Source organism: Proteus sp. G3927 (assembly GCF_963894685.1).
Lineage (GTDB): Bacteria > Pseudomonadota > Gammaproteobacteria > Enterobacterales > Enterobacteriaceae > Proteus > Proteus mirabilis.
This window is the reverse complement of the sequence record NZ_CAWQGX010000018.1, coordinates 35,252-59,342: the sequence shown is the minus strand read 5'-3', so window position 1 is coordinate 59,342 and position 24,091 is coordinate 35,252. Positions and strand designations below refer to the sequence as shown.

Genomic DNA, 24,091 nt, shown 5'->3' with positions numbered 1-24,091 from the left:
TTTTTCCTCCTATGCTTATCAATAAAGCATAGTTTTTATTATTTATCTGATGAACTATTCGCATAACGAAAAATAAAGGCATCTTTTGCATCTGTAGCTTGACGGTGTACATGCATTTTATCATTTCCCCCTTGATGAGTAAGCCAGCCTTCATATAGCCCTTCTAATACACTGGCACTCGCTGCACGCCAATTAGCTTCCTCTTCATTTGCTGAAAAATGTGGCCATGCACAGTGAACTAATAGCAACTCACTCATTGCTGGAGAGATAGTCACAAAGCCCCACTTAAACAGTGTTAAAACTTGATTAATATGTGATTCTAATGACTGGATATTTTCGCTATCAGGTAATGGGTAACGTTGAGCGATATCTTTCCCGATATCCCTTAATTTATTTTCGGCCTGCGTAATATCGTTATCACTAACTATTTGAAAAAATAATAGTTGTGTCAGATCTTGCCAACCGCTTTCAAAAGGTAACTGTAATATATCGCTATCATGTTGGTTCATTACTTATCTCCTTAATTATTTAGATAAAAAGTCTGGGGTGTATTTTAGATATAACCACATATTATCTTCAGCATAATCACCCGATGTATCATGAGATAAGCTGAGTCCTAATTCTGACTCTTTATTTAAATAATATTTAGCATCGAGCCCTAAACGATAGGTAATATTGGTTTCATCTTGCTCTTCATAACGAGATTTAATACGTGAGTCACTCGTATGACGTTTGTTTAACGCATTTTGCATATAAGCATGGGTTGGAAAATAATCACTCCCCTTTTGCTTGTAACTCTGTACCCCTATCGCACCATTTAGCGATACCTCTCCTTTTTCAAAACGACGGGTATAAGCAACAGGCAAAGAGACAGCGACATAATTTTGTGGGCTAAAGTACCCCCCATGCCCTAATGAGAAGTAATTTTGGTTGTTTTTAAAGTTCATATAGTCCACATGAACACCCGCTTTGACTTCTTGTTGCTCATCTTTGTAGAAGTTTGCATAAGAGCCAAGCCAAACTTTTACCTCTTCATTACTTTCAACACTTTTCCCTTGGTAGTTATAGTATCCCCCACCAATATAAGCACCGACTTTGCCATCATCCCATGCATATTGCGCTTTAGCACCATTACGCGTGACCTGTCCCCAGGTTTCTCCCGTTATAGGATCGGTACGTCCCATATAGGAAAGTAAGCTATCTTTAATCGCTCTACGCTCTGCGGTTAATGTTAACTGTCCATTTTGGCCAATTTTTGGTGAGTAAGTCAGTCCACCAACAATAGTGGAACTATCTTTATTCAAAGGTGTTGTTCCAACATCAAAACGTGTATTGTGATCAGATAAAACCAATCCTAATTCAACACCTGAAGCCCGCTGGCTTCCCGCATCATCTGCGTTTATTTTGTTCTTTTCATCATGATTATCACTGTTTTTCGCAAAACGTTCAGCATGCTGCAATTGCCCCGAGCCAAAGCGATTAGCGCGCTCTCCAGAAGCCGTACCGCTGGTGATTGAAACGGGATTAATATTAAATTGCCAGCGCCAATCTTCACCAGGAACACTTGAGATAGCAATCGGTGCCGATATTTCAGTCAAATTTGATAATCCCTTATCACCATTACGATGACGAATAGCAATACCACCTTGTACCCAAGGAGATATCTGCTGCTCTAATTGGCGAATGGAACGTTGAACAGCAACCATCTGTTTATCTTCATTTATAGAGCCAGTCATCACACTATTTTCACTCTCTAGTGCCATTAACTGCCCTGCTGCGGTATTCACCGTACCTGTTGTGTTATTTGTCGTTTGCCATTGCGCGCTACGCAATAACGCCAATGCCTGACGATTTTCACCGTTTAATTGCGCTACTTGCGCTGCTTGTAATAGATAAGCAGGCTGTGAAGATGTCGGTATTTGTTGTAACAGTGTTTTGGCTTTACGACCGTCTTTTTGCACCAGAGCAACTTCAATTTGTGCTTGAAGTAATTTGCTATCTCTCCCTTGCTGTTTTTCAAGGTAAGAGAGAATTTTATTTGACTGCTCTGGCATAGATTGCGCTAAATACACACGACTTAAAGCCATTAATAAGTCTGGATCATCAGGACTTACCTTTAATGAGGTGACGAGAGTTTGATAAGCGGCTTTGATTTCACCTTTTTCCCGTAAACTATCCGCTTGCGCAACATTTGTCAGTATAGCTAAACGTTGTTTCTCGGCTGCTGGCGTTTGTTGCTGTAATGCTGGATCATTAATCAAGCTCGAGGCTTGTGCATAACGTCCTAACGCATTAAACACATTGATATGCCCTGCATAATTTCCCACGGAGCCTTTAGTCCCTTTAGCCAGATCATTTTCAATCAATTGCAGTGCTTCATCTTGTGCACCACTATTTACCAGTTTTTCAGCTAATTCCCCTACATCATTTGGATAATCAGCCACTTGGTTGATTAAAGGACGTAGCGTATTGCGCATCGCAACGAGATTGCCCGTTTTATAGTAACGCTCAGCTTGTGTCAGTTGACGATAAAAACGCGCTCTCTCTAATAACGCTTTTTCCGCCTCATTTTGTTGAGGTTGACTGTTCAGTAGGCTAAAAACTTTATCCCACTGTTTTTGTTCAACATAAAAGAGAGCTGCAATATAATTGGCATCACGTGTTTGACGACGTTCAAGTTGTAAAATGAGCTGATCCGCTTGCGTTTTATCACCTTCGGCTATCATTAAACGGGCTAAATCAAGGTATACCCAATTATTTTGCGGGTTTTTACGTTGTGCCTGAGTTAATAATTGTCTTGCCTGAGTGCGATGACCATTTTCTAACGCCTTTTGCGCATCACGACGTAATCTTTCTGATGGATCAGTATTTGCCGTTAATTTTTGTCGTAAAGATGCGGGTTGTTTTGCTACTAACTGCTCAGCTTGGCTGTTTTTTCCTTGTTGAATAAGCAAGTAGTAATATGCGGAAATAACTTTTTCATTTTGACTATGCTGTTGATATAGTTCAGATAATAGCTGATAAGCAGCAGGTAAATTACCTTGTTTGCGCAATAAATCCGCTTGCAATAAATGTGCTGATAATCCTTTTTCACCCGATGAGTGAGTTAAAGGTAATAATTTATCCAGTGCTTGCTGAGTATTACCTTGCTTAGCTTGTCGTTGCACTTCTCGTAATTGAGAATAAAAACCCGCATCCTCTGCTTGTTGTTTCCATTTTTGCCCTTGTTCCCCCCCTGACTGAGAGGCTTGGTTTAATAACTTTTGTCCGGTTGCCAAATCACCTGAACGTAGAGCCACATAACCTAATCCTGCTAACGCTTGAGCATCTTGACTATCGACCGTTAATGCTTGTTTAAAGTAAGTTGTTGCTTGCTTTAGGTTGCCTGTGTTTAGCGCTTCATAACCTGCTTGTCGGGCATTACCTTGTATTGCTCCTTGGTAATGCTGTGCAATGGCTTTATCGTTAGGATTAGTTTGTAGATAAGATTGATACAGCCCTTCATCATCAGGACGTACATTAAGCCATAGTAAGGCTTGTCTTAATCCATTTTTCGCCGTTTCATCACCAGAAATTTTACTTAAAATAGCAATCCCTTCACGACGAGTTTCTTCGTTATAAGTTAATGTTAATCCTAATGCTTTTTGTGTTTCTTTATTATCTGGCATCCGCTGAGCACGTTGTTTTAACCCAGCAATCGCTTGTGGCAACATTGCCGGTATTCCAGCCATAGTTTGATAATATTCAAGTGATAGCGTATCAGGTGGTTCATGTGTGACAAATAAGCGCTGATAGGCTTTTATTGCCTCTTCATGTTGCCCTTTTTGGGCTAATTCTCTCGCGTAACCCAATTGCTGTTCACTAAATTGAGATGAGCGAATATTTTTTAATCCCGCAATACGCGGATCTTGAGGTGCAATCCGTGCCAGTTTTTCACGCCAATAGCTGGCTTGTTTTTCATTTCCTTGTTGCGCAGTAAAAAAAGCCATTAAATACAGCGCATCTTGATTATTATTTTCCATGATCAGCACTTTTTGTAGCGCTTCAATGGCTCGTTCATCATGCGCTTTTCCATGCCAGTAATTTGCTTGCTCTATTAACGAGCTGACAATATTCGCATCTGTTGCATTAGCAAGCGTGGAATGGGTAACGCCTAATAAGCAACTGGCATAAATCACTTTAACAATCATATTAAGTGTCTGTTTTTTCATTTTATTCCCCCTATTTATCAACATGGCGCTTTGATATTTCACTCAGGCGACGCGTTGAGCGACGTTGTAACCAGCAATAAACCACGCTCCCTGTTAGCGCACAAAAACCGACTGCCAACATGCCAAGCAAATAGACATGTCTGGTGCAATACCAAAGAAATTGCTGTAATAGAGGCAGGTCTCCCTGTGAAAAATGTTCTCCTAAATGGAAGCTCATCACCGTATCTTGACCACTAATTAAAGTCAGATCCCCTTTAATAGCGGCATTGACATTTGCATGGTTCAAATCACCAATGATGTTTTTAATTGAGTCATTACCTTTTGCAGTCACTAAAACGACCACACGATCTTTAGCCCAAGGAGAGATAAAACTCATCATTCCCCGCCAATCATTTAACAGAGCAAGATAATTTGCCGCATCACTACTTGGTGATAATGGATCACCGGCTAACCAACTTTTAGCTTTATCTATCAATGAGGGAGATTGGATCTCAAGTTGGTTATTTATAAAAGAGAAGGTTTTTTGTGAAAAAGCACTTGGCAAAAAGCCGTTACTACCTAACTCTCCAATCGCCAAGATATCTTTTTGTGCTAACTGATTTTTTTCTAAGGCTTGCGCACCAAGAAAAACAGAAATATAAGAAACAGGTGTACCGGTTGAATAGCCCGATCTCGCCATTAAATTAACTAACGTATATAGCTCTTCAGTTGTGGGATTTTCTGGCAATAATAATGTGGTTTGAGAAAAATCTGCCCGGCGACTATATGGGAACGATGCACCTGAAAAATAGGCTAAATTAGGCATTCTGGAATAGTGCCACGTATTTTTAAATTGTAAGGTTGATTGCGGATCAATACGACTAATCAATCCTTGGCCATCCGTTAAAATACAGGGGGCATCATCATACTCATGTAAATCAAAATAGAATTCTAATTGATTTTGACTGTAGATTTGTCGTGGATCTAAATAAAGCGTACTACTTTGCTGTGCACTCTCCATCCCTAACCACTGTCTTAATATTCCTAATGGCTCTGAACGAGAAGGATATAACGCACCAATAAATTGATGGTTTAAAGAGGCAATTAACGAAGAGCGACGGCTATTTATTTTATCTGAATGAGGAAAAACATATTGCAGATCTAAAGGTAGCGCATCTCCATCCCACCAAAAGAGATCGGGTGAGACACGAAACGAAAATTGATTAGGAGCATGATTTATTCCTTGGCGAGTAAAATCATCACGACCATGAGCTATCTCACCCAATGTTACGGGATGATTGGTATTTAACCAACGTGGGGCATCATAATCCTGACGTACCGGAATATGTTGAGCAGCAACCGTTAATTGGTCATTTGGTGGTAATTTGCCATTATTTAATGCCCATGCAGCTTGACGTAATGTTTTTTCATCATCACCGCTAATCAGTAATAATTTAAATACGGGATCAACAGGGTTATCGACTATTGTGAGCTGCCCATTTTTTCCTGATGGTAAGGTAATACCTGCAATAGTCTGTCCGGCATAACCAATTAAAACACCATCGCTATCAGGTAGTTGATTCATTAATACAGGTAAATCTATTTGTTTAATATCATGACTAAAACTACCAAACCAAGAAGCAGCAATAGCGGCAGCTGTTACCTGCCCATTATCTGGTTTATCGGCTAAAACAATAGGTAACGAGGTCGCTGTCATTCTGTCAGGATCAAAGAACGGTAGGGGCAGTCGTTCCAAGCTATACCCGCCATTAATCCAACGACCTCGATAATTTAATGATGAATCGGGCGAAATCACCAAACTTAGCTCATCAGCTAAAGGAGGCATACACTGCTTTTCATCTAAAGCATCGCGACTGGCAAGGCGAAAACTCAAGTTGTTTATATTGGTCAACATCATTTCAGGGATCTCTAACATATACTCATGTTCTTGCTCACCTTCTTCTAAAGGCAAAAATCCCATAGGTTGACCATTTAGCATCAAATGTAACGTTTGATCGGCTTGCACTAATCCCGATGAAGCTTTCACTTTCATGGTGAGTGTCGCACTATCGATAAACAGATCATTTGCCATACGAAATGTCACGCCGGATAATAAACGTCGACCGGATAATACTATTGGTGATGGACTCCCCATTTGAGCTAATGTTAACTGCTCTTCAATATTACGCGCCTCGGAGAGTGCAACATTATCAAATAGTTGCGTACTTACTGTGGGTTGTAGTGGCGGATGAGTATAAGATGTTGGCTCTGGTAATACTTCACCATCTAGCTCTAGCATTCCTGTTGTCGCATAGCAAAAATGAATACTCGCCATGGCAATAACCGTCAGACTTAGTATTGATGTCAGTTTCTTTTTCATACCTAGTCATCCCCATTAATAGATTGCACAGAGAGAGAGGTTTTTGTTCTTTTTACCGGTGCTTTTACTTTTTGACGACGACCAAAGAACAACTCAAAAATACAGCCAGTGATAGCACCTAACTCTTTTAATGGTTTGTCTTGATATTGTGTTTGATGAACCCAAGCATCTGCTCGACCAAAGATCACCCGTACTAACTTACGGCGTAGATTTAAATCCATTGGTAAAAAAGCGAGACGTAACTGGCTATTTTCTAAACTGACCATTTCCACAGGAAGCGTAACAACATCACGTTGCACCATTAACGTAATGCTATTAACAGTACGCTGGCGTAATTCAGCTATTTTATTAATCGCAATACGCACTCCCCCCATAGAAATATCTTCGGTGGTAGTTTGTAATTCAGCGCCATCATCAAAATGTAAAGTGATAGGAAGTGATGCCTTAATGCGGGTATTTTTACGAATTTGGCGTGTTTCTTTACCTACTGCGATCGATGCCAACACAATAAATAAACTATAAGTTGCCCAAACCAAATTCAATACAATGACTAAAGGGTCGATGCCTTGAAAATCATTTAATAAATAACGAATGATGACCCATGAAATACCCATAACTAGAAGCAGTGCAGTAATAATCAAAGGGCGTACAGTTAGATAATCCATATAGCTTTTATCAAGCAAATCGCCTTTATCAGTGACATTAAATTTACCTAATTTAGGCGAGACTAAACTGAGCAATGTAGGCAGTACTAAACTAAATGCCATCACTGTTTCATAGATTTCTCCCCAGAAAGAATAGCGATATTTACCAATATTTCGTGAGTTTACATACACCGACATAATTAAATGTGGTAATGCAAAGGCAAAAATCATACTGGCAGAAGAGGCGATAATATTGAGGTTGAATAACATAAACAGTAAAGGTGCGGTTAAAAAGATAATCCGAGGCAACCCATACTGAAAATGCATCATCGCATTGAGATAACATAACCGCTGAGGAAACGTTAAGCCACGGCCTAACATAGGGTTATCAACACGAAAGATTTGTGTCATTCCTCTAGCCCAACGAATACGTTGATTAACATGTAATGCTAAACGCTCTGTTGCTAGACCTGCAGCTAAAGGAATATCAATAAATGCCGAATTCCAACCTAAACGTTGTAATTTTAATGCCGTATGGGCATCTTCTGTGACTGTCTCAACCGCAATACCACCTATTTCTTCTAGGGCGCTACGACGCATTACCGCACATGAACCACAGAAGAAGGTTGCATTCCAATTATCATTACCTCGTTGAACAGGGCCATAAAAAAGTGCACCTTCGTGAGGGCCGTTTTTGGCGGCACTTAAATTACGTTCAAAAGGATCGGGTGAATAGAAATAGTGTGGTGTTTGCACCAAAGCTAATTTTGGATCTTCAAGGAAACAGCCCACCGTTGCCTGTAAAAATATACGGGTAGAGATATGGTCACAGTCAAAGACACAAATAAGCTCACCATCAGTTAATGCCATTGCGTGATTTAGATTACCTGCCTTAGCGTGATCGTGCTCTTCACGCTCAATATAAGTCACACCAACATCATTGGCGAATTGCTTAAACTCGTCACGGCTACCATCATCCAAAAGATAAACTTTCATTTTATCTTTTGGATAATCAATACTTTGTGCAGCTAAAACCGTATCACGTACCACATCTAAACTTTCGTTATATGTGGGTACATAAATATCCACTGTTGGCCATAACGAGATATCTTTTGGTAATGGCGCTATTTTTCTATTTAATGGCCAAGCTGTTTGGAAATAACCTAAAACTAAAATAATCCAAGAGTAGATCTCAGCCAAAAATAATCCTGTACCCAATATCCCTTCAATAGAGGTATTAAAATTAAGTGTGTGGGTTGCTCGCCAATACAGATAACGTGTAGACATTAACAATGATAAAAAAATCATTGTTAATAATCGTTTTTTTGATTTTTTAGAGCCAATAATAAATAACAGCAGAATATTAATTATACCAAATATATATTGTTGTTTAGCACTCATTGGCATAACAATAAGCGAAAACATTGTTATTAATAAAAAAGCTGTTATTAATAGTTTAAATAATTTATGCATAACCCCGTACCTTGCCATTGCTATTATTTTATTTTTTAAGAAAAATTCATTCTTGGTACGATAGACCAATAAAATTTTTTAAAAAAAGAAAATACCAATAGCTATAAATTGACACAAGTCAATATCATTTATATATAAGAGCTTGTTTAATTAGCTGATGCAATAAATGAAAATATCTTTTGCAATGAGAGCTTTTCATTTACTTGGCACTTATCTGTGGTTTTTTTTTCAAATAACTGATTATCTAGCAAACACTTACTTTGCTTATTAACTCTATTTTTTTCTTTTACTTCCGAGGCTAAATCTTGTGAATAAGAAAGAGAAGTCGCTATATTAGCTGTTTGTTTTTGTCTCTTTTTAACTTTAGATATATTCAAGAACTCTTCATTATCCCCTGATAGAGAGCCTTTATTATCCTGTTGATTTATAACACTATTGCCAATATTACAGGCTATATTACCTGTCGTTTGAGAAGAGAAATCTTGAAAAGTAAACCCCTCTTCCTGAAACTTATTTTTTAAATTATCTATATCATCATACATAATATGAACCCTTAAATAATCGCACCTAATACCTTGTCAAACAGTTAAAAACCTCACCAAGATAAGGATACAAAAACAATTAAAATAAGCTTATTTAAAAGCTAACACCTAAGAGTTGCAGGACAACTTTCATTTATTTATACAAACCTAAATCATGCAGAGTAATTTTACTTGTAAAATATTTCATCTAATAAAAAAGACACTGTCTAATTGTAAGTAATGATTATTTAATTTGAATTGTATAATTATTTTAATAGGAAATACAACGCCTTCAAAATAGCTATTTTTCGCTCAGCTTGTATTTTATTTTATCTAACTGTGTATTTTTACTTAATACAATGTTAATGAAAAACACAAAAAAAAGTCTCTTTTTAACGTAAAAAAGAAGGTTAATTCCCCATCTAATAACGTAATAAAACTAATAACAAATTGTATAAATTTTATAAAAATAAAATCCCGTAATTATTACCTTGTAATATAATTTATTCTAAGAATAAAAAACATTGAGAAAAGTAATATGAAAATTTTCAGCTACTGATCTTTTTTAAATGTAAAATATGGCTCACAAAGCAAAATGCGATGTTGTTTTTTTGTGTTGATCATCATCAAAAAAAGACACATTTTTATAAGCGAAAAGTGTATTTTTTTCATAGAGTAGCTAACACATTGTCATGCTATAAAAAGAAAATAACTTTATTTATTCAGACCCATTAAGATAATCTAAAAAAAATAACTTAAAAGAGATGATTTAATAACAATATTCTTTATTGTTTATTAATAGGAAAAACAACTATCATTAACCATAAAATCAGGATAATTAACCAAGATTATATTTTACGTATTAAATAATATTGTTAATAATACTTAATAAAAAGAATAAATATACTAGATACGAATACATTAATTAACTTTAACACTATAATAACAATAAATTTTTAACCAACTGATTTATAATAAATAATGCACGCCTTGTAGATACTATTACTATATACACGTATTAATACGTATATTTTTGTTTTTTTATATCATTAAATAGCACTTAACTACGTTTTTATACTAATAAAAATACATCAAATAACAACCATCTATTTTAGATATGATGTTAACGATAACATTTTTAAAACCACTCCTTTTAAGAGTATTCCTATCATATTAATCCATATTTTCTTTATTAAAATCTAAAAACCAGTCATTTTATGATGGTTTTTTCTATTAAAAATGGGGTTAGAAAAAACGTTTCACCTCCTGACAAGATCACAAAATGCGCTTATCTACGATTGTTTCTATGCTATCTTTAATAAATAGTGATAAATCTTATAATCTGTGGAAGTAATAGACAGAGAAAAAACGCGTTAACTGAAGTGATGACCATTAAGCACCATAGCTTCTTCTCTATTTAATTAAGCTACGGATTACATTTACAGGATAACTAAGAGACTGATATGTATTATGGTTTTGATATGGGCGGCACAAAAATCGAGCTCGCCGTTTTTGATAAAGATCTGACTCAAGTATGGCAAAAACGTGTACCAACGCCAAAGAATGATTATCAAGCTCTATTAAATGTTTTTAAAACACTCACTTTAGAAGCTGATAATGATTTAGGCTGTAAAGGAAAAATAGGTATCGGTGTTCCTGGCATCGTCAACGCAAAAGAAGGAACTGTATTTACCACCAACGTGCCTGCTGCCAAATATAAACCGATGATCCACGATCTGGCTAATATTCTTGAACGCCCCGTCAAAGTTGAGAATGATGCTAACTGTTTTGCCTTATCAGAAGCATGGGATCCTGAATTTCGTCATTATCCTTCAGTACTGGGTTTAATATTAGGTACGGGTGTTGGCGGTGGTTTTGTCATTGATGGCAAAGTACTCTCTGGTAAAAATGGTATTGCCGGTGAAATAGGTCACATGAATCTTAATGTAGATGCTGATAATGTGATTGGTGAGACCATGCCAAAAATATTATGCGGTTGTGGTAGAAAAGCCTGCTTTGAGACTTATTTATCTGGTCGTGGTTTTGAACGTATGTATAAAGCCTTTAATGGCTCACCACAAAGAGCGGTAGATATCGTTGCACAATATTATCAAGGTGATGAACAGACCCAACAGCATGTTGACCGCTATATGAAAGTATTAGCCATTTACCTTAGCAATATTCTGACTGTACTTGACCCACATTTAATTGTCATTGGTGGCGGTTTATCGCAATTTGACGCACTGTATACCCTATTACCCGATTATCTCTCACATTGCGTATACGGTAATACGCAAATTCCAACAATAGAAAAAGCACGTTATGGTGATGCGGGTGGAGCAAGAGGTGCTGCCTGCTTAAATTTATTAGACTGAATATAATAGAAGAAGAGCCATCTAACAGAAAGGCTCTTCTCTTTACAGTAGATTCAGAAATAAAGGTTATCACCTACAATAAAGGCTTATCGTTATGGATCGTCTCTGGCTAAAAAGAAGAATTTATATTCTCGGTGGTTTAACTATCCTTCTTTTCTTATTACAAATTATAGGGAGCCTCTTCCCTGTCCATCTTCTTCAATATGGTATTATTCCAAGAAGCAGCGAAGGTTTATTCGGTATCTTTATTTCACCTTTTATTCATGGCTCATGGTCTCACCTTTTTAGTAATTTATTACCTTTTCTTATACTTAGCTTTTTATTGATGACACAGTCATTACGAGAATATTGCTATTCAAGTATTTTTATCATTATCATCAGTGGGTTATTAGTTTGGTTGTTTGGGCGTAACGCTATTCATGTCGGTGCAAGTGGGTGGATCTTTGGATTATGGTCACTGCTAATTGCCCATGCTTTTACTCGCCATAAAATTATCGATATCGTCATCGCCTTATTTGTGCTGTTTTATTACGGCTCTATGGCTTATGGATTAATCCCCGGGCAATTAGGAGTTTCTACAGAATCACATATCGCAGGCGTTATCTCTGGGTTGCTTTATGCTTGGTGTGCAAGAAAAATCATTCGTCGGAAAAGCCGTGTAGTAGAAATAATAAAATGAAATAATTACACCATCATTTATCAATAACAAGTTGATAAAATTGATATATTAATACCAATATTTACTTTAATATGCATTTTTATAGGAAGAATTGAACTAGAATTAATCTATCTCTAAGTGAATGTTTAAACCAATAAGCGAGCCTATTATGAAAAAAATACTAGTTTTATTAATTGGTAGTACATTGGCTTTTGCATCTCAAGCCAATTCAAACCAACAAAATAGTGGTGGTTTTGTTGCCCCACAAAGCGCTATCACCACCACAGAGCAAGGTGGATTTAAAGGCCCTTCAATTAGCGAAACCACCGTTGCTAAAGCAAAAACACTTTCAGATGATACTTGGGTTATCTTAACAGGCAAAATCACCAAAAAAATTGGTGATGAGCTTTATGTTTTTGAAGACACAACAGGTGCTATTAATGTTGAAATAGACCAAAAAAGATGGCGTGGTCAAACCGTTACGCCTGAGAATACCGTAAAAATTGAAGGTAAGATCGATAAAGAGTGGACAAGTACTGAAATCGATGTAAAACAACTGAGCATTGTTAAATAACTATACTCTTTAAAAAGACACATAAAGATTAAAACATTATGTGTCTTTTTATTTATTCCCTTCTTTTATCCTTATCCATTGATACTTCCTCCATCAATTATCATCGGATTATGAACAATATAGCGCCACCGTTTTATTGTTAGCTTTGTCACAAAAGCTTTTTTGATTGTTTTTATTTTAAGTAAGAAAAAATACTTAAATTACGTAATTATTAAATATTTTTTATAAAAAAACAAAACACATCAAAAAATGACGGCTATAATTTGATAAATTACTATACCGCCATAGGAGGATGTATGTTTAAAAAATATTTATTAGCAATTTCTTTATTAGCATTATCCAGCGGTACTACTTTAGCAGCTAACCCTATTGCTAAATTAAAAGTCACAGGAAGGATCAAGCCTCCGACTTGTACTATCAATAATGAAGAGCAAGAAGCCACAATCATCTACAACTTTGATATCACTCCAGGTCTTTTCCCTGAAAAGGGTGACTTAAAGTTAGCAGGTCAAACAAAAAACATTGTTATTTCTTGTGATTCAAGTACTTATTTAGCTTTTGTTGCAACAGATAATAGATTAGGAACACAGAGCCAAGAAAGTGAAGCCTTCTTTGGTTTAGGTCACTATCAATTTAAAAATAAAGATGATGGAAAAAATGCAGAAACAAAAGTAGGCTATTACACCATCAATATCAGCAATGCCACTGTCAAAAAAGAAGATGGTAGTAAGTTTGAAAAAGCTTATATCAAATCTAACAACGCCACGACATCAGTTCCTAATACATTAATTCATAAACAAAGTGAGTATGGTTGGGCTTTGCCTGGTAAGACATCTGTTGCAGGAAAATCTTTTGCTGCTGACTTTGAAGTCAAACCCGTCATTAATAGCCAAATGAAAAAAATCGAAGGCGAAGCTGAATTAGATGGCTTAGCCACTTTGACATTTCAATTTGGTATTTAATATTAATAAAGTGTAAGGTATTTAACAATTACCTTACACTTTTTATTATATGTTTTTTCATTCATTATAATAAGACTCGTATTTAAATACTCAAACAAAGAAAGTAATTTATTAATTATCTTATTTTGATTTAAACAACATTTAATGACTATCTTATTAAGATTAAAATATTTAATTCTTATCTTTTTTATGCATTTAAAGTTTATTTAATTATAAATACTATTTTTTATTTTTTATCAGCGTATAATTATTTGTAAGGTATTCTTATTAAGATAATAATATAAATAAGCAACTTAAAAAGTTGAGAGCATTTTATTATTTTTGAAAAAATAAAGTGCATTAAAAAGGTATATATGTATCGAATTAAGATATATATATACTTCCACTGGAGGATGTATGTTTAAAAAAAGTTTATTAGCTGTTTCTTTACTTGCTCTAACAAGTAGTGTTGCCTTTGCTGCTACACCTACTGCTAAACTAAAAGTTATCGGTACTATTCAAGCCCCTACTTGTACAGTTAATGGGGAAACAAGTGAGACTACTGTTGAATATAAATTCGATGTTAGCCCAGGCCTTTTCCCAGCAAAAGGTAATCTAACATTAGAACCAATTTCACACAACATTACTGTTACTTGTGATGCTAGAACCTATTTAGCTTTTGTTCCTACAGATGATAGAGCAGGTTCAGAATTAGAAGCAAATGCGGCTAACTTTGGTTTAGGTACACACCACGAAACAAACAAAGAGGGTGAAGCTGTAGATACTAAAGTAGGTTTCTATGGTATTACCATGAAAAATGCGACAGTAAAACCAACTGCTGATGCAGAAGAAGCTAAAGTTTCTGTATTCTACAATGGTGCTGTAAACAGTTCTCAAAGTCTTCAAAAAGAAAAAGTGTTTGCGTGGGCTAAAAGCTCTAGCGATTTCTCTGCCGGTGAAGTATTTGCAGCTGATTTCGAAATCAAACCAACTATCAATAGTGAACTAAAAAATAGCGGAGGTGAACCTAAATTAGATGGTTTAGCAACTCTTGCTTTCCAATTTGGTATCTAATTTAATTAAATTAATCTAAATTAATTTAAAATAGAATGTAAGAAATTAAACTAATTTCTTACATTCTTATTTTCCACAAAAACAACCTTCTCGATAATATCAAAAAAAAACCATCAAGAAAAAAACCTATATTTTAGGTATAAAATATAGAAACTCCATCAAATAAAGAAAATCATTTTCTGATAAATTATATTATATTTAATCTTTTGTTAAATTATTAATGCGAAAAATTTAACCAAGGGTGTTAATATTTATATATACGAGTATAATATATAAATGCAATCTTATTTAGATGATTTTTATATACTTTGAGTCACTCTAAAAACTTGAGATTTTTATTATTTAAAATCAAACGATATGAGAGGTTATAAATAATCTTTTTAAGATAGTTTTATATCGCTCATGGAGGATATATGTTCAAAAAAAGCTTATTAGCTATTTCTTTACTTACTTTATCAAGTAGTATCGCTTTCGCTGCGACACCAACCGCTAAATTAAAAGTAAGTGGAGATATCCAACCACCAACTTGTACCATCAATGGCGAAACAAGTGAAACTACTGTTGAATATACTTTTGCTGTAACTCCTGGCCTTTTCCCTGCAAAAGGTGATTTAACATTAGAGCCTCAATCAAAAAATATTGTCGTAACTTGTGATGCAAAAACCTATCTAGCTTTTACTCCTACTGATAATAGAGCTGGGACAGAAAAAAAAGAAGGTGATTCTTATTTTGGTTTAGGCAGTTATAAGATGGCAGTCGATGGAAAAGAGGCTGTTGATACTAAAGTAGGTTACTACACAGTTTCAATGAAAAATGCCACAGTAAAAGAAGATTTGACTAGTGAAGAAAAGAAAGTCTATGTAATGGATTCTAGATATGGCAGATCTACTTCTAAGACACTAGTAAAAAATGATTCATTAGGTTGGGCTCGTAGTAATGCTAATGATTATGCTGACGGTCAAGTATTTGCGGCAGATTTTGAAGTCACACCAACCATCAATAGCGCACTAAAAAATAGTGATGGTGATGCTAAGTTAGATGGTTTAGCCACATTAACATTCCAATTCGGAATTTAATTAAAAAAAACGTAAGAAATCATTTGGGTTTCTTACGTTTTTATTTAAATATTTCTATAAATTATCAGATATAGAAAGTCTTTTATTAATTATCTTATATAGACTATATATTTTAGAGTAGCCGATTTGATATAGAATATAAAAACCCATTTTAAAATCACCAATTAAATTACAAGACTGTTTTTTATTTTCTATAAGCGTATAATTAATTAAAAATTATTATAAAGGTCGAATTAGTTAAATACATCAGAAAAAGAAACTACACTAGCTGGCTTTAGGTTATTATGAATATTATAAAATCTTTTTATTTTACCTTACCATTTTTAAGTATTTCATTAGTATCAACATCTGCTTTTGCAGATATTTATAACGATCTAGCACCATCATTTAATGATGATTGTTTTGTGTCACAAAAAGATATAACCATAGAGTATCATAATCTTAAAGCTTATATGTTTAAATCTAATGAAAATAATAAGTTAGATGATCGTTATACATTAATAAATATAAGCTGTCCTTCACCTGTTTCACCTGTACTATTTTCAATAAAAGCAGATGAAAAAATGGGAACAACCACAGATAATGATCAAACTCATTTTGGCCTTGGCACTATAAATACAACAGGTAAGATTGGTTTTTTCCAGGTATCTATTGAAAAAGCAACAGTAGATGGCATTGATGTTAATATTTATGAAACAGATAACGAAAATAATATTGGAATAATAAAAACAAGCCCACAATTAAAAATAGGCACTCTAAACGGATTTAGTCAAGATGGTGTAACACCTTCGAAAGGGAATAACTATCAATTAAAGTTAAAAATTTCACCAACAATTTATAGTTTAAAAGAAACAAATGGCCCTCTTGTCGATGGTGGAGAACTTTCAGGCTCTCTATTATTCGATTTTTCATTTGGATCTTAAAATTTAAAAACGCGACGTTTTACTATGGGGTTCATTATGCATTTTCGATATCGTAAAATGATATTTTTATTATTAGCTTATCTAATTAACAATAATTTAGCATTAGCTGATAATAAAAATATCGAGTTTGATATTGACTCACTTAAATCTCTTGGTTATGGCAGTGAAATCGCTGATTATTTTAAAGAAGGAAGTCATTTTCTTCCTGGTTATCATGATGTAACAATTATAGTAAATAGTAGCCTTAACTATTCTGATAATATTCTTATTAATGAATCAGGTAATCTTTGCTTAAATAATCAATTAATAGATAAGCTGAAATTAAAAAAAAAGAGATAAATTCAGATTGTGCTGATTTTTTAGAGATATATCCTAAATCAGATATTACCTATCACCCAAATAACAACTCTATTGATATCACTATTAATGATGATTACTTCGATCAAAGTGCCTATGGTAATGAATTAACCTATGGTGGCTTAGGGGTATTCAACAACTATAGAATCTATGGTATGAAGTTAAATGGCTCTAATAATAGGAATTTTTATCAAGGTGATTTTAAAACAGGTATAAATTTTTATAATTGGATTTTACGTAATAACAGTAGCTTTTCTTCAGGTGATGGGAAAACTTACTATAGATTTAATGAAACAACGCTTTCACGTACAATAGAACGCATCAAAGCCATTTTACAATTAGGCCAAATTACATCTAATAGTGAGTTATTAGATAGTGCTGATGTGAATGGTTTTCAATTATATTCAGATAGTAGCTATCAAAACAGTAAGTTGACAGTTCCTATTACTGGGATGTCTGAAAAACCGGCTACCGTTGAAGTCACACAAAATAATCGATTGTTATATAGAACGATAATACCTGCAGGCCCTTTCCAATTAAATAACATTAGTGGTGTATCATCAAGTCAACCATTACATGTCAAAGTTATTCAAGATGATGGTACTATTCAAGAATTTGATGTTATTACATCAAATAAAGACTTAAAAAATCCACAGAGTAGTACCAGCTTTAACTTTTTTATGGGGAAATATAGAAAAAACTCAAGTGATGAACGCATACATACTCCTTTTATTACCGGTTTTGAAGGTGGCATTAATTATTTAAATCATAATTTTCTAGGGGGTATGGAAATATCATCAAAATATAAGTCCATTGTAGGTAGCGTAAATAGCGTTTTTGGTGAACATCGTCCTTTATCTACTGGCTTTGGTATTAAATATGCATCTTCTTCTAATAAAGGTGATGGCTTCCAAGCAAATGCTAATTTAAGTTTACCTGTATCAGTATTCTCACTAGGCTTATCAACAATATATCGTTCACGTAACTATTCGACACTCTATGAATCTCTACAAATAGATAATATAGAAAACCCATTAGATGATAATCTTGCTAATAATCAGACAAAAACATCAAGCTCATTATCTCTAAGCTTAGGAAATCAACGTTATGGATCACTGAGTTATAGCCTTAGCTATAGCCAATATTATGGTGATAAAAAAGACAATTATTCAAATACCATTTCTTATGGAAAAAGATTTCCATTTATGTCTTTTAATATTAGCTATCAAAAAAGTAGTAATTTTGAAGATCGTACATTTGTAAACATCAACGTACCTATTAATAATTCATCATCATTTAGTACTCAATACCAACATTATAAAACATCATCTTTAACAACAAATTATAGTAATTATCATAATGATTTATTTAGATATTCTATCGGGGCAACTGCTGATAAAGACAGTAAAGATAAGAATATTAGCGGTAATATCAATGCAACAACCGCTTACAGCCAAATTAGTGCGACAGGCTCCTTTAGTAATAGTAATCAAAAATCGGCGATGCTGACAGCATCTGGTGCTATTGCTTATAGTGATGGATTATTTGCTACTTCTCCTGTGGAGTTAGGAGATACTTTCGGTATTTTACGTGTTCCAGGACAATCTGGTATTTTAGTTAACTCTATGGGTGGTGGTACGACAATAACTAATCACTTTGGTACCGCCGTTATTCCTAACTTACCTGTAAATAAAAAAACAACTGTTCTATTAAATACTAAAAATTTACCACTCAATGTTATGTTAGGCACAACATCCTTTGATATTGCATTGGCAAAAGGTACTGTTTTTTCTCGTGAGATCCCTGTCAATACAATGAAGCAAGTTTTATTAGAAATAAAAAAACCAGATGGTAAACCTGTTAATACAGCAAATAGTGTTATTGATGATAAGGGAAATCTAATAGGTGTTATTATGGGGGACGGTAATGTTATAATAAGTAATGAGCAAATCGGTAAGCCACTAAAAGTAAAATCAGATAATGGTGACATCTGTTCTGTTGATTATTCAGTTCCAGAAGAATTTAATCCAGACTTTTTATATGAAAAAGTTGATGCAATTTGTAAGTAATACAAAGAGGATAGTCTAATTATGAAAATACTAAAAGGAATGATTTTTCTCATTCTATTAATAAGTCATTTTTCTCATGCTAGTTTTCAATTGGAAACCATGACTGTTATTTTAGATTCAGAAGAGCCAAGAAAGATTTTTAATGTTAAAAATACGGGTAGTGAACCTATTTTATTATCAACAAAAGTCAGCGATTTAGATAAACAACACGAAATAGCAAAAAATATTATTATAACTCCACCTATTACAAGAATAGAGCCAGATCAAAGTCAGAATATTAATTTTATTTTAAAAGACGGTATTGAATTTGATGATGAACAAATTTTAAAAGCCTCTTTCCAAGGTATTGGTGTTGCAAAGGTCAATTCAACAAAAATGCCTATCAGACAAGATATTGCGATGTTAATTATTCCAAAAGGGTTAACCATAGAGCGTGAACCTTGGAAAAATCTAGAAGTAAAACAAGTCAATAATCAATTAATATTAAAGAATAATGGTAAACAAGTTATTCGTATGGCTCCCGCTTTTAGCTCTTTACCAAGCAATAACGGTTATAGTATTGGTCAATTTTATATTCGTCCTCAAGAAGAAATTAAAGTTGATGTAAAAGAAAAGTTAACAGAAATAAAAATATCACCTTTAAGTCGTTATGGATTTAAATTAGCAGGTGATATTAAAATGAAAGTTAATAATTAAAATAATTAATATATAAAGTCTTGATATGTTATATCAAGGCTTTTTTATTTATGTAGACATTTATATTATTAACCCTACATATTTATTTTTACAAAAATCTACACGCTTATACTTTATTTGAATTGACCTTCCTGTAGGGGGAAAGATTATTGTTCTCTGTATTCGTATCTATAAGGAATACATGATGAAAAAATTACTTTTTCCCTCTCTCTTAGTATTGTCAACGGTTAGTGGTACTGTACAAGCGGCAAATCATGCTGTAGTTGAAGTTTATAAAACCGAAAATTGTGGTTGCTGTAATTTGTGGGCTGATGGTGTAAAAGAAGCGGGCTTTGATGTTAATGTCAATATTGTCTCTGAAACAGAATTAATGCAAAAATATCAGCAAGCAGCAGTCCCTGATAATTTATTAAGCTGTCACTATGCAACATACCAAGGCAAAGACTTAGTCGGACATATTCCTATCGATAGCTTAAAAAATATAGACTTAATGGATAAAAAGCAAACAGGCATTGCTGTTGCAGGTATGCCAGCGGGTAGCTTAGGTATGTATGCAGGGGACTATAAAGAACCTTATCAAGTCATTGCTTTTGATAAAGCAGGTAATCAATCACTATTTAAATCATACAATTAATTTTTACGCTCATCATATTGATGTAACAAGAATATTTCTCTCCTATTATATTATTCTTATTTTATTTTCTGCCTGTACTAAAACAGGCAGTTTTTTATTTTACTAGCCTTGGGACTACCGAATTTTCTGGTGACGATTTTAAAAATGACATACAAAGAGCACCTAAAATAACCAAGAGCATAATCAAATCAAAACCATCAATAAAAGAGGCAACATGTGCTTCTCTTATTACTAATGCCATCGTTGTTTGATAATGTTCAGTAATATTCCCTGCTAATTTTTGCTCACCAGTTTGTATGTATCCTCTTAACAAATCATAATGAGTATCATATGAGATCCTCAAATAAGTATTGATAATAGCTCCTGCAAGGGCTGGCATTAATACTCTCGCTATCGAAATATATGCCCCTAAATGTAACGCTTCTTGTGGCTTGATATTAGTAACAAATGAGGCAATTAATCCGATAAGTAGCAAACATTCCCCCATTGCTTGCATAGATATGACAATAAAGAAATCATTAGCTCGCCACTGATAATCAATTTGATGACCGATTAAACATGCACCTCCAATAATCATAATACCTATTAACATCATTAATCGTGGCTCTAAACGCCGTGCAAGAAAAATAGCTATTGGACTACATAATAGATAGATAAAGAAGGCAAGATTGGTAACTTGACCTATTTGTAGTGGTTTCAACCCACCAACAACACTCAAAAATGAAGGTATAAATAACGAATTAGGTAACATCAAAAAGCCATATAAACAGGCAATAATAAAGCAGAGCCGTAAATTACTATCTTTGATCCAATTTAAGTGGCCAAAGCTTTGTTTATAAATATAAGCTCTAATAATAAATGTCCCCATCAGTATAGCGCTACCGATTAAGCAAGACACGACCAGCCCAGAATCCCACCAACCTAACAATTCACCTTGAACGACACCAATATATAATAGCGTTAATCCTAAGCATTTAAGCGCCATTCCTCCCCAATCACTTTGAGCGAGCAATGATTTATTAATAGGTGAGAGTGGCATTCCCCACCAGGTAAAAAATAGGATGACTAAGGTGAAAATAGCGGATAACCAATAAATCCAACGCCAATTCAATATGTCAACAAATTCTCCTGAGATCCCCACTCCCGCATCCATTCCTACAGAAACACGTAAGCTATAAGCCGCCATAACGATTAGCCAAACACTGGGATTTAAACTTTTTAAGGCTAATGAAATCGTCATCGGCAAATAGACTCCGATACAAAATCCAATCATAAAATGAGCAATAAAAAGTCCGCCAAAACCAATCTGTTGTCCTATTATGGGAACCGCTAATCCACAACAAAAAAGGATAAAACTCGCACTGATTAATATTTTTTCTGCGCCATAAACCACCATAAACCAAGGTACAAGAGTCATACTGATCAATTGAGCTATATTAAGAGCCACATTCAACCAAGATCCTTGTGCAACATCTAAACCAAACACGCCTCTTAAATCCGCTAACGAGATAGAAAACATACGTACAAAGAGTGTTGATAAAATAGCCCCGGTAAAAACAGCCATAACAACAAAAATAGGACGATGATTTTGTGTTGCTGATAATAATTTAATCACTGCGCTCCCCCTCCTCTATAGGAAGGCTTTCTGTGTCAATTTTCACTTGCACAGACATACCCGCTCTTAATTTAGCTAAGTGTCGGTTATCACTATTGAGCGTGATATAAACCGGAATACGTTGTACTACTTTAGTAAAATTACCACTGGCATTATCAGCAGGAATAAGTGCTGATTCACCACTACTTTGTGCGCCGATATATCTCACTTTTCCTGAAAAAACATCGGTAGGAAAAGCATCAACTTTGATAGCAACAGATTGTTCTGGCTGTACTTTTTTTATTTGTGTCTCTTTTAAATTGGCAATAATGTATACATCGTTAATCGGTGTTAAAGTCACAATTTCGCTACCCGCAGTCACAAGGCTACCGATATTGACTTTTATTTTATTTAATTGCGCATCGAAAGGAGCCTTAATAGTCGCGTATGAAAGCTCCGTTTCAGCCTGCTGATACTGTGTTTGAGCGATATCTTTTTGTGCCAGACGTATTTTTTCTTGAGATTTTAGTAATACCAATGCTTGTTTAGCCTGATCCCACTCATTTTTCGCAGCACTTTGTAATTTCATTAAACGTTGCAAATCAGATTGAGCATCTAAATAATTTTGTTGTGTGATTGCCCCACTATTAATTAAATCTTTACGCAACATTGGACTGCGCTTAGCTTGGGTAACATCAATAACTGATGCTTGATAACGATTAGCTAATTTCTCAATATTTAATTGATATTCTTTAATTTCTTCAGTGAGATTATCTAAAGCTAATTGGGCTTTTTGATACTCTGCTAATGCCGCTTGCCGATTTAATATTTGTTCTTTCTTATTAATTTCAGCAATGACCTCACCACGTTTTACTACTTGGTAATCCTCTTTATTAATCTGAGAAATAAACCCAGTCATTCGTGATTTCAATATCGTTGAGTCCGCTTTTATGTAAGCGTTATCTGTTGTTTGATAACGAGCATCACTCCACCAGCGATCCCAATCTGCAGTCGCTATACCAATAAACGCAACAACACATATCACAGTGATCCAAGGTGTATAAACCATCACTAACTGCATGATTTTTTCTTTTTTTGATTGAATATTTTCCATCTTTCTACTCCTAAGCGAAGCTTAGTGATATTTAACTTTTGCTTTAATCTAACATTGTTAGGTTTGATAAATATGTTAAACTAACATTGTTAGATAGAAAAGAGGAAAATGAGAATTATTTATGAAAAGCCCTAAAATTGATCGATTAAATGTGTTGGATACGGCGCTTTCTTTGCTGGAAAAAGAAGGGATTGAAGGCTTAACAATGCGAAAACTGGCAGATGCATTACATATAAAAGCCGCCTCTCTCTACTGGCATTTTGATAATAAACAAACGCTTATTGAGGGAATGGCAGATCGTATAGTCAGTGAAGTCGCTGTTGATTTTCACTATAGCCAAGATTGGAAAGCGGATCTAAAACGTCTAGCAACAGAACTAAGAGAAGCTTTTTTACAACATCGTGATGGTGCTAGAGTTTTTGCCGGAACCTATGTGATTTCTGAAAATGTGTTACGTATAAACAATACGCTTATTACTTTAATTATGCAGTCTGGTGCATCTGCTGAGTTAGCGAGCAATATGTCGATGACCTTACTCTATTTTATTTTAGGGTGTTGCATTGAACAGCAAGCTATCACGCTTATTGATAGTGAAATTTTAATGCAAAAACGACTCGCTTTTGAACAAATTGTACGTGATAAATACCCTCAAACTTGGCAAGTAAGAGAAATTCTTTTTGCTGATGATTTTGCCATGCGTTTTAATTTTGGCTTAGAGCAACTAGTCACAGGGTTTGAACACCAACTGAAGACACCATGAGGTTGGTTTAAAAAGGCCGTTTGTAACTAAACAAACGG

At 34.6% G+C, this 24,091-nt stretch carries 19 protein-coding genes; 12 read left to right on the top strand and 7 right to left on the bottom strand.

The features are described 5' to 3' along the window. Nucleotides 1–38: 38 nt before the first annotated feature. The 5 genes from bcsD to AACV00_RS05960 all read right to left on the bottom strand — a co-directional run bounded on the left by bcsD (nt 39) and on the right by AACV00_RS05960 (nt 9,229). On the bottom strand, nt 39–509 hold the full coding sequence (gene bcsD / locus AACV00_RS05980; protein WP_004246549.1) for a cellulose biosynthesis protein BcsD: 471 nt from the start codon (nt 507–509) through the stop codon (nt 39–41). 15 nt (nt 510–524) lie between these two features. Continuing rightward, nucleotides 525–4,211 carry a cellulose biosynthesis protein BcsC gene (locus AACV00_RS05975; RefSeq protein WP_104459536.1) on the bottom strand — a complete coding sequence of 1,229 codons (3,687 nt, stop codon included), beginning with the start codon at nt 4,209–4,211 and terminating at the stop codon, nt 525–527. A 10-nt stretch (nt 4,212–4,221) separates the two neighbouring features. Beyond that, nucleotides 4,222–6,570 (bottom strand): cellulose biosynthesis cyclic di-GMP-binding regulatory protein BcsB, encoded by a 2,349-nt coding sequence (bcsB, locus tag AACV00_RS05970; protein ID WP_104459537.1) that lies wholly within the window; start codon nt 6,568–6,570, stop codon nt 4,222–4,224. A gap of 2 nt (nt 6,571–6,572) precedes the next feature. Then, a complete protein-coding gene (bcsA, locus tag AACV00_RS05965) occupies nt 6,573–8,687 on the bottom strand; it encodes a UDP-forming cellulose synthase catalytic subunit (RefSeq protein ID WP_104459538.1) in 2,115 nt (704 codons plus the stop codon). Nucleotides 8,688–8,833: 146 nt separating this feature from the next. Further along, nucleotides 8,834–9,229, bottom strand: a complete 396-nt coding sequence (locus AACV00_RS05960; RefSeq protein ID WP_017628737.1) for a hypothetical protein — start codon at nt 9,227–9,229, stop codon at nt 8,834–8,836. A gap of 1,442 nt (nt 9,230–10,671) precedes the next feature. On the opposite strand from AACV00_RS05960, the gene nagK reads away from it, so the two are divergent. The 11 genes from nagK to AACV00_RS05905 all read left to right on the top strand — a co-directional run bounded on the left by nagK (nt 10,672) and on the right by AACV00_RS05905 (nt 20,585). After that, the gene (nagK, locus tag AACV00_RS05955; RefSeq protein ID WP_004246555.1) at nt 10,672–11,583 is read left to right on the top strand and encodes an N-acetylglucosamine kinase; all 912 of its coding nucleotides are present in this window, start codon (nt 10,672–10,674) and stop codon (nt 11,581–11,583) included. A gap of 94 nt (nt 11,584–11,677) precedes the next feature. Continuing rightward, on the top strand, nt 11,678–12,262 hold the full coding sequence (locus tag AACV00_RS05950) for a rhomboid family intramembrane serine protease (RefSeq protein WP_017628739.1): 585 nt from the start codon (nt 11,678–11,680) through the stop codon (nt 12,260–12,262). Nucleotides 12,263–12,410: 148 nt separating this feature from the next. Continuing rightward, nucleotides 12,411–12,815: a YgiW/YdeI family stress tolerance OB fold protein gene (locus tag AACV00_RS05945; RefSeq protein WP_004249797.1), complete on the top strand. Its 405-nt coding sequence runs from the start codon at nt 12,411–12,413 to the stop codon at nt 12,813–12,815. Nucleotides 12,816–13,111: 296 nt separating this feature from the next. Continuing rightward, nucleotides 13,112–13,777 carry a fimbrial protein gene (locus AACV00_RS05940; RefSeq protein ID WP_004249973.1) on the top strand — a complete coding sequence of 222 codons (666 nt, stop codon included), beginning with the start codon at nt 13,112–13,114 and terminating at the stop codon, nt 13,775–13,777. Nucleotides 13,778–14,173: 396 nt separating this feature from the next. Continuing rightward, nucleotides 14,174–14,830 carry a fimbrial protein gene (locus AACV00_RS05935; protein ID WP_004246560.1) on the top strand — a complete coding sequence of 219 codons (657 nt, stop codon included), beginning with the start codon at nt 14,174–14,176 and terminating at the stop codon, nt 14,828–14,830. Nucleotides 14,831–15,243: 413 nt separating this feature from the next. Continuing rightward, the gene (locus tag AACV00_RS05930; protein WP_004246561.1) at nt 15,244–15,906 is read left to right on the top strand and encodes a hypothetical protein; all 663 of its coding nucleotides are present in this window, start codon (nt 15,244–15,246) and stop codon (nt 15,904–15,906) included. Nucleotides 15,907–16,190: 284 nt separating this feature from the next. Then, on the top strand, nt 16,191–16,829 hold the full coding sequence (locus AACV00_RS05925; RefSeq protein ID WP_004246562.1) for a hypothetical protein: 639 nt from the start codon (nt 16,191–16,193) through the stop codon (nt 16,827–16,829). A gap of 36 nt (nt 16,830–16,865) precedes the next feature. Further along, nucleotides 16,866–17,168, top strand: coding sequence for a hypothetical protein (locus tag AACV00_RS05920; RefSeq protein WP_223232002.1), 303 nt, complete (start codon nt 16,866–16,868; stop codon nt 17,166–17,168). A gap of 173 nt (nt 17,169–17,341) precedes the next feature. Beyond that, nucleotides 17,342–19,255 (top strand): fimbria/pilus outer membrane usher protein, encoded by a 1,914-nt coding sequence (locus AACV00_RS05915; RefSeq protein ID WP_004249974.1) that lies wholly within the window; start codon nt 17,342–17,344, stop codon nt 19,253–19,255. 21 nt (nt 19,256–19,276) lie between these two features. Further along, on the top strand, nt 19,277–19,951 hold the full coding sequence (locus AACV00_RS05910) for a fimbria/pilus chaperone family protein (RefSeq protein WP_004246565.1): 675 nt from the start codon (nt 19,277–19,279) through the stop codon (nt 19,949–19,951). A 184-nt stretch (nt 19,952–20,135) separates the two neighbouring features. Next, a complete protein-coding gene (locus AACV00_RS05905) occupies nt 20,136–20,585 on the top strand; it encodes a DUF411 domain-containing protein (protein ID WP_004249975.1) in 450 nt (149 codons plus the stop codon). Between the two features lie 94 nt (nt 20,586–20,679). Here AACV00_RS05905 and AACV00_RS05900 read toward each other — a convergent pair whose 3' ends face one another. Then, a complete protein-coding gene (locus AACV00_RS05900; protein ID WP_161680110.1) occupies nt 20,680–22,200 on the bottom strand; it encodes an MFS transporter in 1,521 nt (506 codons plus the stop codon). Next, nucleotides 22,193–23,293, bottom strand: a complete 1,101-nt coding sequence (locus tag AACV00_RS05895; protein WP_088206955.1) for an HlyD family secretion protein — start codon at nt 23,291–23,293, stop codon at nt 22,193–22,195. The genes AACV00_RS05900 and AACV00_RS05895 overlap by 8 nt, the downstream gene beginning before the upstream one ends. Nucleotides 23,294–23,414: 121 nt before the next feature. Between AACV00_RS05895 and AACV00_RS05890 the strand changes: the two genes are divergently transcribed. After that, complete coding sequence (locus tag AACV00_RS05890) at nt 23,415–24,053, top strand: TetR/AcrR family transcriptional regulator C-terminal domain-containing protein (protein ID WP_012368614.1); 639 nt, start codon at nt 23,415–23,417, stop codon at nt 24,051–24,053. Nucleotides 24,054–24,091: the final 38 nt, after the last annotated feature.